The sequence below is a fragment of the Streptomyces rhizosphaerihabitans genome, assembly GCF_025399795.1.
Lineage (GTDB): Bacteria > Actinomycetota > Actinomycetes > Streptomycetales > Streptomycetaceae > Streptomyces > Streptomyces rhizosphaerihabitans.
Genome location: NZ_JAODTZ010000036.1, coordinates 55483 through 68817, shown reverse-complemented (window position 1 = coordinate 68817; position 13335 = coordinate 55483). Strand labels below are relative to the sequence as shown.

Annotated in this window: 12 protein-coding genes and 2 pseudogenes; 5 read left to right on the top strand and 9 right to left on the bottom strand. The window is 68.4% G+C overall.

Annotated elements, in window-relative coordinates; translation table 11 throughout:
- The first annotated feature begins 58 nt into the window (after nucleotides 1-58).
- Complete coding sequence (locus N4G66_RS29905) at nucleotides 59-1435, top strand: serine hydrolase domain-containing protein (RefSeq protein WP_261707366.1); 1377 nt, start codon at nucleotides 59-61, stop codon at nucleotides 1433-1435.
- A gap of 365 nt (nucleotides 1436-1800) precedes the next feature.
- Here the strand turns inward: N4G66_RS29905 and N4G66_RS29900 are convergent, their stop codons facing one another.
- The 3 genes from N4G66_RS29900 to N4G66_RS29890 all read right to left on the bottom strand — a co-directional run bounded on the left by N4G66_RS29900 (nucleotide 1801) and on the right by N4G66_RS29890 (nucleotide 3395).
- Nucleotides 1801-2238, bottom strand: a complete 438-nt coding sequence (locus N4G66_RS29900) for a hypothetical protein (RefSeq protein ID WP_261707365.1) — start codon at nucleotides 2236-2238, stop codon at nucleotides 1801-1803.
- The gene (locus N4G66_RS29895) at nucleotides 2235-2669 is read right to left on the bottom strand and encodes a MarR family winged helix-turn-helix transcriptional regulator (RefSeq protein ID WP_261707364.1); all 435 of its coding nucleotides are present in this window, start codon (nucleotides 2667-2669) and stop codon (nucleotides 2235-2237) included. Before N4G66_RS29895 ends, N4G66_RS29900 begins: the two co-directional genes overlap by 4 nt.
- Before the next feature lie 252 nt (nucleotides 2670-2921).
- The gene (locus N4G66_RS29890; protein WP_261707397.1) at nucleotides 2922-3395 is read right to left on the bottom strand and encodes a GNAT family N-acetyltransferase; all 474 of its coding nucleotides are present in this window, start codon (nucleotides 3393-3395) and stop codon (nucleotides 2922-2924) included.
- A gap of 450 nt (nucleotides 3396-3845) precedes the next feature.
- Here N4G66_RS29890 and N4G66_RS29885 point away from each other — a divergent pair.
- Nucleotides 3846-4265, top strand: a pseudogene (locus tag N4G66_RS29885) (NUDIX domain-containing protein); the annotation flags it as partial.
- Between the two features lie 131 nt (nucleotides 4266-4396).
- Here N4G66_RS29885 and N4G66_RS29880 read toward each other — a convergent pair.
- The 4 genes from N4G66_RS29880 to N4G66_RS29865 form a co-directional block, all read right to left on the bottom strand.
- Nucleotides 4397-6796: a beta-L-arabinofuranosidase domain-containing protein gene (locus N4G66_RS29880; RefSeq protein ID WP_261707363.1), complete on the bottom strand. Its 2400-nt coding sequence runs from the start codon at nucleotides 6794-6796 to the stop codon at nucleotides 4397-4399.
- A 255-nt stretch (nucleotides 6797-7051) separates the two neighbouring features.
- Nucleotides 7052-8074, bottom strand: coding sequence for a D-erythronate dehydrogenase (denD, locus tag N4G66_RS29875; RefSeq protein ID WP_261707362.1), 1023 nt, complete (start codon nucleotides 8072-8074; stop codon nucleotides 7052-7054).
- Between the two features lie 182 nt (nucleotides 8075-8256).
- Nucleotides 8257-9189: a hypothetical protein gene (locus N4G66_RS29870; protein WP_261707361.1), complete on the bottom strand. Its 933-nt coding sequence runs from the start codon at nucleotides 9187-9189 to the stop codon at nucleotides 8257-8259.
- A gap of 151 nt (nucleotides 9190-9340) precedes the next feature.
- On the bottom strand, nucleotides 9341-9985 hold the full coding sequence (locus tag N4G66_RS29865) for an NADPH-dependent F420 reductase (protein ID WP_261707360.1): 645 nt from the start codon (nucleotides 9983-9985) through the stop codon (nucleotides 9341-9343).
- Between the two features lie 94 nt (nucleotides 9986-10079).
- On the opposite strand from N4G66_RS29865, the gene N4G66_RS29860 reads away from it, so the two are divergent.
- Complete coding sequence (locus N4G66_RS29860; RefSeq protein ID WP_261707359.1) at nucleotides 10080-10463, top strand: winged helix-turn-helix transcriptional regulator; 384 nt, start codon at nucleotides 10080-10082, stop codon at nucleotides 10461-10463.
- Between the two features lie 24 nt (nucleotides 10464-10487).
- Here N4G66_RS29860 and N4G66_RS29855 read toward each other — a convergent pair.
- Nucleotides 10488-10631 (bottom strand): annotated as a pseudogene (locus N4G66_RS29855) (IS5/IS1182 family transposase); the annotation flags it as partial.
- 249 nt (nucleotides 10632-10880) lie between these two features.
- On the opposite strand from N4G66_RS29855, the gene N4G66_RS29850 reads away from it, so the two are divergent.
- Nucleotides 10881-11294, top strand: coding sequence for a (R)-mandelonitrile lyase (locus N4G66_RS29850; RefSeq protein WP_261707358.1), 414 nt, complete (start codon nucleotides 10881-10883; stop codon nucleotides 11292-11294).
- Nucleotides 11295-11520: 226 nt separating this feature from the next.
- On the opposite strand, the gene N4G66_RS29845 is transcribed toward N4G66_RS29850, so the two are convergent.
- Complete coding sequence (locus N4G66_RS29845; protein ID WP_261707357.1) at nucleotides 11521-12279, bottom strand: hypothetical protein; 759 nt, start codon at nucleotides 12277-12279, stop codon at nucleotides 11521-11523.
- Nucleotides 12280-12715: 436 nt separating this feature from the next.
- Between N4G66_RS29845 and N4G66_RS29840 the strand changes: the two genes are divergently transcribed.
- Nucleotides 12716-13288, top strand: a complete 573-nt coding sequence (locus N4G66_RS29840; protein ID WP_261707356.1) for a DUF6197 family protein — start codon at nucleotides 12716-12718, stop codon at nucleotides 13286-13288.
- Nucleotides 13289-13335: the final 47 nt, after the last annotated feature.

Here is a 13335-nt window from a genome sequence, read left to right as displayed (position 1 = left end):
GTTCAAGCGAGTCCTACGCTCCTACTCGTACTTAGTTCAATCATCGGACGGGGGAGCCATGTCGCAGGACAAGCTGTCGGAGTTCGTGACGTCGCAGGCCACGGAGCTCGGCGTTCCCGGTGTCGCCGTCGGGGTGCTGCTGGACGGCCAGGAGATCTACGCCTCGCACGGTGTGACCAGCCTCGCCAACCCGCTGCCGGTCGACGAGAAGACCCTCTTCCCTCTGGCATCGGTGTCCAAGACCTTCACCGCCACCGCGCTGATGTGTCTGGTCGCCCAGGGAAAGGTGGACCTGGACGCGCCGGTGCAGCGCTACGTGCCCGAACTGAAGCTGGCCGACGAGCAGGCCGCGGCACAGATCACCGTCCTGAACCTGCTGAACCACACCGCGGGCCTGGACTGGAACCTGATCGACGACGGCGAGGGCGACCGTTCCCTGGCCGGGCTGGTGGCGAAACTGCCCGGACTTCCACTGATCGCACCGCCCGGGGCCCGCGCCTCGTACAGCCAGGCCGGCTACAACCTGGCCGGCCGGATCGTCGAGAAGGTCACCGGGCTTCCCTTCGAGCAGGCCATGACCTCACTCGTCCTGGAGCCGGTGGGCCTGGAGGACACGGTGTACGGACTGGCGGAGGTGATGATCCGCAAGTTCGCCGTGGGCTACAACCGCGGCGAGGACGGGGTACTGCGAGCCGCCCGGCCCTGGAACGCGTTCAAAGAGGGCGCCCGCGGCGACAACCCCGGCGGCGGCCTTGCCTCCTCGATGAGCGATCTGCTGCGCTGGGCACGGTTCCAACTCGGCGACGGCGACGGCGTGCTGCCCGCCGCGGACCTGCACCGGATGCGGGAGCAGACAGTCGAAATGCGCGGCAGCTCGCTCGGCGACGGTTTCGGCATCTGCTGGTTCCTGCACGACTTCGACGGCCTCCACGGGATCGGCAGCGGCGGATCGGGCAACGGCCAGTTCGCCGAGTTGCTCATCGTGCCCGAGCGTAATTTCGCAGTGGCATCCCTGGCCAACGTCGGTCCGGACGGCTACCCGTTCAACCAGTCCGTCGTGCGGTGGGCGCTCGAGCACTACCTCGGTTTCGCCGAAAAGACGGCGGAGCCGCTCCCGTACGACGAAGCAAAGGCCCAACAAGTCGTCGGCCACTACGAGATCGACGCCCTGAACCTCGACATCGCCACCGACGGCACCCGCCTCACCTTGGAGGTCGGAATCAAGACGGAGATCCGCGAGGCATCGGACGAAGACATGCCTCCGGACTACCCGGCCGCGAGCATCGGCTTCCTTCCCGGCGACGGGGACGACTACGTCATCACCGAAGGCGGCCTCGAGGGGCAGCGCGGCTACTTCTCCCGCGACGCCAACGGCACGGTCACAGGCATCGACCTGGCCGGCCGGCTGTTCGGCAGGGCCTCTCGAACGTCCTGATCCCGACACGGCACGGGCGGCCCCGAGCGCCGCCCGTGTCGGCGCCCCGAACCGGTCGCCGGCCGACATGCCGTCACGACGCACCTCAGTACCGGAGTTGGTGCGACCCGTTCCTACGCGGCAGGACACGGTGACGGCCTCCATCGCATGCGCCACTGATCCGGATCTCCCATGAACTGCCCGCTCCGACGGCGGCCGTTCAGCTCTCCGCTCGCAGCTGCCTGCCCGAACTCGCCCAGCACACCGCTGCCACCGCGTTCGGATGGACTCGGCACGTACGGTGAGCGCGCGAAGTGAACGGCACACGACGGCACATCGGAGGATGAAGCGTACGGAGCAGAAGTAGGCCGCATCCCGTCACTCCTTCAGGCCTTGACACCTTGACGCCAAGGGAAGGGAGCGAGGTCGGGCTCGACCCAACCGGTCCTGGCCGCCGCGTCTGCCAGCGTTGCGGGCCGGTAGAAACGAGTCAGCAGCTTCTTGTCGAGGAGCGCGGGACACTCGCTCGCGAAGCTGTCGAAGTCGGCGGCGTCCGACTCATCCGCGTGGTGACCCACCAGCTCGACCCAGGCACGGCTGACGGTGGAGTTGTACTTCTGCGGAACGCCCGCGTAGCGGGCGGTGCGCCGGATGCCGTCGCTGACCAGGTCCACGGCCTCGGCCGTTCCGTTCCGCCGGACGGCCAACCACGTGAGGTGAATGTGCTGGCGGTGCCCGAAGCGTTCGGCGTCGGCCATCACCTCTCCCATCAACTCCGTGAACGGCGAGGGCTCCTCGTGCACGCGGTCGTCGGGCGCCGTCATCTCCCCTCCCGCGTCAGCGCATCCAGGACGGCGTAGAAGCCGGCGACCGCCTCAGCGGGCAGACCGTCCAGCGCCCGCCTCTCGAGATCGTTCAGCGTCTGCTTGATCAGCCCTGCCGTCGCGTGCCCGGATTCGGTGAGTTCGATGAGCACCGAGCGGCGGTCACCGGCGCGCGTGCCACGGGTGATGTGCCCGCGTCGCTCCAGACGATCGAGCACGCTCGTCAGAGTCGTGGGACGCGCACCGACGGCTGCGCCCAGTTGGGACACGGTGCGACCCGTACCGTCGGCGAGGTTGGCCAGTGCGTTGATCTCGGAGGCGGTCAGGTCGAGGTCGACGAGTTCGGTGGCGATCAGGTGCAAGGTGGCGTGGGTCGCGCGCTGCAGGGTCAGCAGCGCGGACCGTTCGGGGGATACGGATTCGGACTTCACGATTTCGTATATTACGAAATCGTATTACCGACCGCAAGCTCTTCTTGGGTGATCTCGATGCCGCCGAGCCCGGCTCCCCCTCGTGGCCCGCGGCTGACCTGCTTGCCTGCCTTCAGACGGCAGCCGCGCAGGCAAGCGGTACTCGCCACGAAGAACAACCACCCGCGGCCGACAGGTACATTTCAGGAGAGGCTGACGGACGCGTCCACCCCGCCTACGGCTTGGGGATCGACATCAGTGGCGGCTGGTCGGTCAGGGCGCCGAGATGTCGAGCGGCAGGTCTCGGTGGAAGACGGCCATGGTCCGGCCGGGGCCGTTGTAGTCGTCGACAATCCTCACGTCGAAGCCGAGGCCGCGATGGAAGGCGATTGATCCGGCGTTCTCGACGGACGTGATCGCCTTCAACCGCCGTGCACCGTGACGCTCCGCCGCTTCAGCGAACGCCGCGTACATACGGCGCCCGAGACCCGTTCCACGGGCATCGTCCCGCGTCGCGATCAGATGCACGTAGCCGGTGCCGTTCGGCGTGACAAACCCGAAGACGTACCCACGGATTCCGTCCTCGGCACGGGCAACCAGGCACATGGATCCGAACTCCTGCACCAATGCCAGAAGGTGCAGAGAGCGCAGGTCGCGTTCACCCCAGTAGCGGGGGTGATCCCTCAAGACCTGGTGGAAGTCGGCCACCTGGGCCGACGCTATGTCTATCCCCATGAAGACGATCATGACAGGCATCTGGCAGCGTCGCGCCAGGACAACAGCGCGACCACGGGCCTGGTGGTCCGCTCTGCCGGTACCTGCGACGACGGGGCGCACGATCACCTCACGAAGACCTGTCCCGCTTCCGGTGAAGTCCCGTCTCAGCGAGGTCCAGTCGATCTCACTGAGCGCGCCCGGGGCCCGGCCGCCGCCGCGCTGCGCGGCGGCGGCCGGGAGCGCGAGGGACCGAGGCTCCCCCCGGTCACTCCTCGCGCGAGTGCCCTCCGGACGCCGGCGCGGGGCTGCGGGGGTTGCCTCGCCTGCACGTCCTGGAGGGCGCGAGGCTGGAGCCGCGCAGTCGGCGATGCGGCTCCAGCTGGCCTCACAAGTGAGTCACGGCTCGGGGTCTGGGAGCCCGCGGCATGGGCGAGAGCCCAACTTCACCTGCCCTGAGAGTAGAAGGTTCGCCGGGATGATCGGAAGCTGGTTCTCGGAACGCGACGGAGAGGACCACTGCCCGGCGGAACCGTCGAAGCCGGGGAATCCCTCGAAACGACCGTGATCCGTGAACTCGCCGAGGAAACCGGGCTGATCACACGGCCCGACGACGTCACGCTCCTGGGCACACTCGTCGACCACGTCGATGACGTCGTGCGGGTCACCGTCGGCGCCGTCGTGGGCGCCTGGCAGGGCCGGCCGGCCAAGCAACCGGAGGAGAGTGCCGACAACTGCGCCCGGTACCCCCTGGACCGGCTGCCTGACGGTCTGTGCGTGTGCAGCGCCCGGATCCTCACAGCCTGGCGACCCGGCCTGCCGATCGACCACGCACCCGCGTATTTCACCCCGCACGCCCACCACAAGGCGCCCACAGCGACCGCGACGGACGGCCGCGCATGACAGCGACGCGCTGAGGCCGGCCCACTCGGCGTCGCAGCAGCCGGCTTGCAGGAACGGGCCAAGCCGGTTGCCGCGGCCAATGAGACTCCGGGCCACGACCGCTGGTCCATCGCCGCGCCTGGCTCAGGAGTTCACAGGAACCGCCACAAGTGGTCGGCCGTTCCGTTGTCGTCGAACTGGACCACCTGCGCGCTGTTGTCGGTGGACATCCGGTCCACGCCTAGGACTTTGCCGCTGTTCTTGTTGCGGATGCGATACCAGCCGTCGCCGTTGGCGACCAGAGTCCACAAGTGATCGTCTGTTCCGTTGTCCTCGAATTGCACGACGATCGCGCTGTTGTCCATGGACATGCGGTCGACGCCAAGTACCTTGCCACTGTTGCCGTTGCGGATCAGATACCAGCCGTCCCCCTTGTCGACGAGCTGCCAGGCGTGGTCACCCGTCCCCGTGTTGTCGAACTGCACGACGCGTGCGCTGTTCTCGGTGGACATCCCGTCGACGGCGAGGACCTTTCCGCTGTTCTTGTTGGCGAGCCTGCGGAAGGGTGGTTCCGGCGTCCAGGCCCGGCCGTCGGGTGCCGCCGTGGGGAAAGACGTGATGCGAAGCCGCGCGGAGCCCATGGGGATGAGGGTGACCGTCTCCACTGGAGCCTCGCTGCGGGCGGGACTGTCCTGGAGCGGTGCGACGACATGTTCGTCGTCCGCGACCCACTCCGGGATCTTCCGGACCTGCGCCGAGATGTGCAGAGGCGTCGTGCCGGGAGTGAACGGCTGATCCGGCACGACAGCACTGGTCTGTACGGGCGTCAGCGGGGTCTCGGGGAGGAGACCGTAGTTCCATGCGGTGGTCGCGTGGACCTCGTATGCGGGGAACGTGTCATCTCCCGCGTAGCGGTCGTAGCGTTCGCCGATCTTCAGAGAGTAGGCCAGCGGACCTCTGTCGACGCCGACTGCGCCGTGCTGGCCGGGCCAGGAACGCAGCTTGGCCTGCTGAGGCAACTGCAGACGGACGACGTCGCCGTCGCGCCAGGTTCGCTCCACCCGCGCCCAGGACGGCCCGTCCGAGGCCGCCACTGAAGTGCCGTTGACCTGTAGCCGCGGCCCTTTGCACCAGCCCGGCACGCGCAACTGCAGGGGGAAGCGCACGGGACGGGGCGTGGAGACGGTGAGGGTGACCGTGTCCTCGAAGGGATAGCCCGTTTCTTCGGTGACGGTGACCGTCGTTCCGCCGGCGACCGTGGCTCGGACCCTGCTCGGAGCGTAGAGCGCGGCGGCGAGACCGCCGTCGGCACTGGCGAGCCAGAGTTCCTCGGTGAAGTACGGCCAGCCCATGCCGTAGTTGTGCGGACAGCACCGGTACTGGTCGACGCCGGCCTGGAAGGCCTGCATGGCGAAGCCGTTCTGGAACTGCCCTTGCGTCTTGGGACGGTTGTCGAGGTCGACGCTGTTGGCGCTGGTGATGTAGTGAACGGATTTTCCGTCGGGGTCGAGGGAGGCCGGGAGCATGTTGAAGGCCAGGTCCTCACAGCGGTCCGCCCACACCGGATCGCCGGTGATCCGGGTCAACAGCTCGTGGCTGGCCATGAATTCGACAATGCCGCAGGTCTCGAAGCCCTGCCGGGGGTCTGTGAAACCGGGGCGGAAGTTCTCGTCGCCGGCCAACCCGCCACCGGGGAACCGTCCGTAGGTGCCCATGACGGCGTCGTAGGCACGATAGGTGGCCCGGGTGAGATCGGCGGAACCGGTCAACTGGGCATACTGAGCGGGCTCCCGGAAGCCCTGGGCGATGTTCACGTTGTGCCGACTCGGGGTGGCGCCGGTCCAGTCGACGCCGTAGGTGTGCATCTTGGCGGCGAGATCGAGCAGGAACGCCTCGCCGGTCCGGCGGTGGAGCCATACGACGATGTCGAGACCGTCACCCCAACGGTAGGACACCCAGCTGGTGTTGAAGGCGCCCGGCCCCTGGGCGTTCATGTAGCGAAGGAAACGGACCAGGAACGGCACGACCCGCTGGTCGTGGGTGTACTCCTCGTGTGTCCGCAGGGCCTGCAGGAGCGGCAGGAAAGGCCAGAAGTCCGGGCCGCCGTTGAGTGCGGTGCGTAAGGCGCGCGGTCCGAAGAAGCCGTCGCTGTCCTGGGTTGCGAGGATCCCGTCCACCCACTCGCGCGAGCGGGTCAGCGCGTGTGCGTCCCCTGTGGCGATGGCCAGCGGTATGTAGCCGCGCAGCCAGTACGGCACCTCCTCCCAGGCGTTGCGCTCGGGGTGAACCCAGCCGGTGGTGGAGAGGTCGAGGAAGTGCGAGAGGTTTTCGTACGTGCCGCACAATCCGTCGAGCTGCAAACGGAGTTGGCCGGCGAGCCAGCCACGGGCGACCACACTGCCGGGCGGCAGCTTCTGGAATCGGTCGGGCACCTGCGTTTCGGCTCGCGGTTGGGGAGCCGCGGCCGCACCTCCCGCGAAAGTGACTCCGAGAGCCGCGGCTCCCAAGGCGCTGGAGCCCATACCGAGGATTTTCCGCCTGCTCATTGACATGCGGGTGACCTGCCTTCGAGAGGAGTCGGCTTGCAGTGCGACAACGTTGTCTCTTTATCGGACAACGCCGGACAACGCCGGATCATCCAGAAGCGGATCCACAGCGTGAATGCGGAAGGAGGCGGGAAGCGCTGCGATCTTCTACAACGTTGGAAATGGTGCCGCGGACATGACAGCACGGCCAGGTCCGCCTGTCCAGAGTTCACGCGCGCCACGAAGAGCACCCGCGCGATCACCCGGGCAGCGGCGTCAGCGTTACCCGCGAGGGCGGTGAAGGGTGACCGCGTCGGGGTGATCTGTCACGTAGTCCTGGACCACTGACAGGAAACTCGGGTCGGGCTCCAGACCGAGCCCGGCGGCGCGCCGGTTGTCGATGACGGCCGGCCACGAACCGACGACGGCCGCGATGGCAGGGTCGGGTGTGAAGGTCACCAGGTCGGTGGCGGCGGAGCCGGCCACCTGTCGCAGCGTGGCGAGCATCTCGGCGACGCCGACCGTGAGTGCGGGAAGGTTGACCGGCAGGCGACCCTCCAGGCGTCCCGGTCCGGTGCCGCGCTCGGCCTCCGCGACACGGAGGATTCCCTCGATGGTGCGTCGCGGCGAGGCCAGGGCCACCTGCGTGCCGGGGGCCACGGGACAGGTTGCGGGGAGTCGGGCGAGTGGCTCGCGGATGATGGAGGACAGGAAGCCCGAGGCAGCCGCGTTCGGCCGCCCGGGCCGCACCACGACGGTCATCAGTCGGACGACCCGGCCGTCGATGAAGCCACGGCGAGTGAAGTCCGCGATCAGGTGTTCGCACACGAGTTTCTGCGTTCCGTAACTCGACTGAGGCAGGGGCACAGTCGCCTCGCTGACCACGGACGGCAGGGGAAGCTCCGGGGTGGAGCCATAGACGGCGAGGCTGCTGGCAAACAGCATCCGCGGTACGGCCCCGCCGGCCGGCGACTGCGCCCGAGCCGCCTCCAGCAGAGCACGAGTGGTGTCGAGGTTCGCGCCCATACCCAGGTCGAAGTCCGCCTCGCACTCGGCCGACACGGCAGCGGCAAGATGGAACACCACGTCAACCGGCTCGGCGAACACGTCATCGAGACGGTCGGTCAGATCACCGTGCACCACGTCCACAAGCGGGTCGTCCGCCGACGCGAAGCCCGGCCCGACGACGTGGTCGACGAGGACCAACCGGGTGATCGGTACGCCGTCGAACGTCCGCGTCCGCAGCAGGCGCCCGACCAGCAGACGCCCGAGGAATCCTGACGCACCCGTGACGATGATCCTCATGTGGCGTCTCCTCGCCAATGGCCGACCGCAGCATCGTGGACGCCGCCGCGGTATGCCCCGCCCTCTTCTGCGGCGGCCCGTCCTGCATGTCCCTACCCATATCTTCGGACGCGCAGCAGCATCCTCGTCCAGCGGCGAATCCACCACACCCTGTCACCAGTGATGGAGGGATCCGGCAGGGCTCAGGTACGGGGCCAGTCCTGGCCGGCGGTCACCTGGCGTGCAATGCGGCGCCACTGGGCCTCCCCGCCGGACAGGGGCCAGGCCCAGCTCGGCTGTTGCGCGGTGTTCAGGTCGTGGAGGAGGCGGACGAGCTGAGGGCCGGTGGTGGCGGCACCGTCCGGGACAGTGGGACCGTGGACCGCGCGGAGTTCGGCGAAGCGTGCCAGTTCGTCCTCGTAGAAGCCCACTGCCTCATCGATGCGCGCGGCCAGGTCATCGCGCGGCACCGTGCGGTGCAACTGCAGCAGCGGAGGCTCGACGGATTCGGCGATCGCCGCCGCGAGCCGGGCGTGGCCGTCCAGGACGAGATGGCAGTCCAGGCCGCTGACCCACCACAGCAGGACGGGTGGGAGCGTTCCTTCCCGGGCCTGCTTGCGGTACGCCTTGACCCGGCTGTCGTCGCTATCGGGCATCGGCCGCAGCGGAAGGACCTCCCACCCCCAGGAGTGGAAGAACCAGTCGATGTAGCCGTCCGGATGGCCGTCGATGAGCATCGAGCGCCAGTACTCGGCGTGTGAAGTATCGGCGTGGCGCCACCGCAGGAGCGGATTCTGGCATGAGAGCAGCCATCGGCCCTCGTGCAGCGGGCTGTCCAGCGAGTCGATGAGGTACTGCGCGAAGCGGTGGGCCCATCGTTGCGGGCTGCCCGCCAGGGCACGCCCCGCATCGGCGCGCAACGGGGGAACGACGGAGCGGTACTCGTCGGTGCGCCAGAAGTCCACGCCCTGGAGTTGCTCGTCGACAACGGCAAGCAGCACAGGGCGCGACCGCCGGGAGACCAGCAGCCGCGCCCCGGCACTGAACACGCACAGCCCTGGCAGACGGCGATCCTGTACGTCCAGGGACAGGCCCACCCAAGTGCCGTCGTCACTCGTGACATCGCTGCGCTGCATGCCGAAATCGTAGACACTTATCCGGGCCGGCATGAGTGCCTCGATCCGGCCCGCAGTCCGGCGGAGATCGTGACCGCACTGCCTGACCCCGGATGGGTGCTGCCGGGTGCGAGTGCCGGTCGTCTCGCAGCGCATGCGACGAGCGACGTGGTCAGTCCTGCGACCGGTCGACGACGGGCACGGCGGTGACTGGGTTGTGGCCCGCCGCGACCAGCCGCATGACGAAACCCGCCACGTCTTCAAGCTGCCGGGCGTGCTCCAGTCCGCCTATCACGGCGGGCACGCCACCGAGGTCGCGGATCAGTTCGGCGGCGATGCCGAGCGCCGCGTCGTCGTCGCCGCACATCGCCACGGTCCGCTTCGGTTGCCCCGACGGCGTCGGCGCCAGCCAGCCCGTTCCCGCGAACAGGTGCAACGCCTTGACCACCCGGCTGCCTACGGCTCGCTCGGCGATGTGCTGTACGACCGACCCGGTGGGCGGCTTGAGCAGGCCGGAGGTGTAGTCGACTGCGTTGGTGCAGTCGATCACGGCCTTGCCCGCCAACGACCCCTCGTCGGCCTCGGCGAGAGCGAGCACCTGGTCGAGCCCCTCCCATGCCACTGCCACGACCACGGCATCGCTCGCCCTGGCCACCTGCACGGGGTCGACCGCCTCGACCGCGTCGCCGAGCCGCTCGGCGATCGCCCGAGCCTTGTCCTGTGAACGGCCTCCGACGAGGACGTGATGTCCACGTCGCGTCCACGCCTCCGCCAGTGCCGAGGCCATCACGCCGGTGCCCAGGATTCCGATACGCACGTCGCTCTCTCATTCCTCGAAGGGCTGATGCCTCGCTACGGTAGGAACCTCGGGCCTACCGATCGGTAGGCCCGAATCCGGTAGGAAGAGACGCGTGAACGACCACTGCCCGCCCTTCGCCGCCGACTGTGCGGTGCGCCTGGCCGCCGACTTGATCGCTCACACCTGGGACCCAGTGGTACTGATGGCGCTGCGAACGGGCAGACGCCGCCGGATCGACCTTCTGAGTGACATCGCGGGCGTCAGCGACAAGGTCCTGACCCAGACGCTTCACCGTCTGCACGCCAACGGCTTGGTCGTACGGATCACCACGCCGGCCGACCGCTCCGTGGCGTATGAGCTGTCCGAGTTGGGCGGCAGCCTCGCCGACGGACCACTGGCTGCCCTCGGCCAGTGGGCGATCGATCACGCCGATCAGGTGCTTGCCGCTCAAGAGCACCACAGCGCTGGCAGCGGCAACCGAGCAGCGGTCAGATAAGAGTCGTGCGGAGAAGGGTGCGGGTCATGGTCGGCGGTTCGGGCGTTCGTCCCAGCGGTGGGTCGTCCATGCCTGCCGTATCAGACTGCGTACGGTGATGCTCGTGTCGGCGAGGTCGAAGAAGGCGTCGATGACGGTGGCGCGCCACTCATAGCAGCGGGCGAGCCGGGTCTGGCAGTCCATGAACGGTCAGCAGTCCGGCGACCAGGCAGAACTGGCCACCGCCCTGCTCACCCTCGTCAGTCGGGAGCAGCCCGGGCCGCTTCGTCGCCGACGCGATCGGAGCCGTCACCGTCAAGGCCGACGCGCTGCGCGCGCAGGCCGACGGCTGGCCTCGCGCGAGCTCGGATCCGACCTCCCCTACGGCAACGCCTGAGGATCAGCCCAGGCACCTCCTCCCGATCGAAGAAGAGAGCCATGGAACACATCACCTCCACCACCACGCTGAAGGCCCCCGCCGAGCGTTTCACCGGCGACGTCTACCTCAACATGATCGAGACACCCGCCGAGCCCGCCCGCCTCACGGCCGGTCTGGTGCGCTTCACCCCGGGCGCCCACACCAACTGGCACTCCCACGCGCTCGGCCAGGTTCTGTACATCACCGACGGTATCGGCCTGGTAGGCACCCGCGACGGGGACGTCGTACGCGTGAGCGCCGGCGAGATCGTCAAGTGCCCGGCCGGCGAGGAGCACTGGCACGGCGCCACCGACACGACCCTCATGGCGCACATCGCCCTGGTGGTCGGTGACGGCAACGGCGACGGGACCACCTGGCTGGAGCCTGTCAGCGAGGAGCAGTACGCCGCCGCCCTCGCCACCGTCAAGGTCTGAAGGTCGAGGGAGGCCGGAGAAGAGTTGCTCCGGTCCGCCGCTCCGGCACCGCCGTGACGCCGGAGCGGCACGCCACGAGGATCCTGTTGGTCCGACCCAAGTGACTGCGGCTGTCAGCGAGTGGCGCGACGACGAGGGAGGGGCGCCCCCGACTCCCCCGAGGTTCCCAGGACTTCCGGCGGCTTCCTCGGCGTCCACGACCTGCGAGCGGGCATCTGCTCAGAGATCATCCGGACTTGCCCAGATCACCGAGTTTCTCCATTTGGCCCTTCACAACAGCGTCCGGCACTCCGGCCGGGCCTTTGCGCCGCGAAGGGTTGTTGAAGCTGTGGAACATCAAGACGGCCGTCCCCTTTCGTACGACCACCACGGCCTGAGGAACCTTGACAGGCGCAACCTCTTTGCCTACGGCAGGCAAGATCTGGATGAACCTCAGGGAGACGGATTCGTCGCCGTATCCCGGGTCGGGTCGGACTTCGACCGACGAGTACTGAAAATCGGTGAAGGCATCGTAGAAGGTCCTGCACTCCTTGGCCGCCGTACGGACGGCATCGACCACCCGCTTCCCGTCCTCGGCGCTGAACGAGGAAAGGCTCATGGATACTCCGGGGCTGTGATCCTTCGCGGAGAACAGCCGGGCGATGCGAGTTGTGGCGGGGTAGGGGCTGTTGAGCGCCATTGCCATGGGAATCGGTCCGCAGGAGGCCGGGGCGACTTTCCGGTGGGAAGCCGCGGCCCGCGCCGGCTCAGGGTTCACCTCGTATCCGGCGAGGTCCTTGCCCGTGACCGCCACACGCTCAAGATCCGGCGCGCTCAACAGCGTCTCCGGAGTTCTGGACGCTGACCGCTCGCTGTCCGCTTCCGACGTGGCGTCTTCCCCGCGTCCATGCCCCGATCCGCCCCCGCACGCCGTGACCGACGAAAGCACGACGAGCAAGGCAGCCGCTACACGGACACCAGTCCGACGAACCACTGTGTTCCCCACCTGTCCGGTCTGTTGAGCGCGCGGAGTGTTCTACGCATGCGCGATGTGATCTCCTCCGGCCACTGCGCCAGCACGCCGGAGGCCGCTCGTTGGGCTGTGGCCGCACACCTCACCGCACGCACCCGGGCCCCGACCGCCTACCGGCCCACCGTGGGAGACCGATGGCGATCATGGCAGCAATTCACCTGTGGTGAAAGCGAATTGAGGCGGTCGAGGTCAGCCGCATCGATCCCTTGCCGGTTGTCGACGCCCCGGTTCCGCTTCGTCAGGATCCCTGTTCCGATGAGGAGGCGGCCGCGGGTCGTGCAGATGCCGGTCCGGCACCGCGGCAGCGGCCGCGGATCGTGCAGATACCGCGCCAGCCCCGCGGCACGTCTTGCGAGTACCGCCCGTTTGGCGGCGCTGGGCGCACCCGCGCGCGAGGAATCCATCCAACATGCAGCCCTCCGCGCGCACTGCCACCGGACCAGCCCACACCGACTCCTCCGGCGACGCCCCATCCGTCGGCGCGAGGCCGGTGCGGCGTCCCGCCGACGGTCTGGAGGCCCGCTTGGCCGCCGTCAAGGAGGACATGGACGCGCGGCTCGCGCTGGCGGCCGTCGCGTACGAGGTCAACACCGCGCACATCGATACCGCCCCCGTCGACTGGTCCCACATCGCGGCCCCCATGGCTCCCACCGCGCCGCTCCCGGCGCCAGGCCCGTACGCCACACCCATTGCGGCGCTCCTGCACCGTGCCTCCCTGCGGCTGCAGGAAGGAGGCTGGTGCGCGGGAGCACTGATCGATGAAGACGGGAGCCTGTGTTCGCAGGGTGCCATCCGGATGGAATCCTGCGGCGACCGGAGCCTGGAGGCTCAGGCCCTGGAGGTGCTGCTGGACGCGATCCGCAGACGGTTCGGCCCCCACGTGGAATCGGTACCCTCCTTCAATGACGCCTGGGCCAACGGCCGTGAACCGACGCGCATGATGGAGCAGGCCTGCATTCTCGCGGATGCGCGTGGCATCTGAGTCCGCGCGCCAGGACAGGACGGTCGCCGGCGTCCGGATCGACTGCG

Bases quoted from the DNA above. Each gene is read 5' to 3' on its own strand.
- N4G66_RS29890 (WP_261707397.1), bottom strand. From the start codon at position 3,395: ATGATCGTCTTCATGGGGATAGACATAGCGTCGGCCCAGGTGGCCGAC.
- N4G66_RS29850 (WP_261707358.1), top strand. From the start codon at position 10,881: ATGGAACACATCACCTCCACCACCACGCTGAAGGCCCCCGCCGAGCGT.
- N4G66_RS29900 (WP_261707365.1), bottom strand. From the start codon at position 2,238: ATGACGGCGCCCGACGACCGCGTGCACGAGGAGCCCTCGCCGTTCACG.
- N4G66_RS29870 (WP_261707361.1), bottom strand. From the start codon at position 9,189: ATGCAGCGCAGCGATGTCACGAGTGACGACGGCACTTGGGTGGGCCTG.
- N4G66_RS29880 (WP_261707363.1), bottom strand. From the start codon at position 6,796: ATGTCAATGAGCAGGCGGAAAATCCTCGGTATGGGCTCCAGCGCCTTG.
- N4G66_RS29840 (WP_261707356.1), top strand. From the start codon at position 12,716: ATGCAGCCCTCCGCGCGCACTGCCACCGGACCAGCCCACACCGACTCC.
- denD (WP_261707362.1), bottom strand. From the start codon at position 8,074: ATGAGGATCATCGTCACGGGTGCGTCAGGATTCCTCGGGCGTCTGCTG.
- N4G66_RS29905 (WP_261707366.1), top strand. From the start codon at position 59: ATGTCGCAGGACAAGCTGTCGGAGTTCGTGACGTCGCAGGCCACGGAG.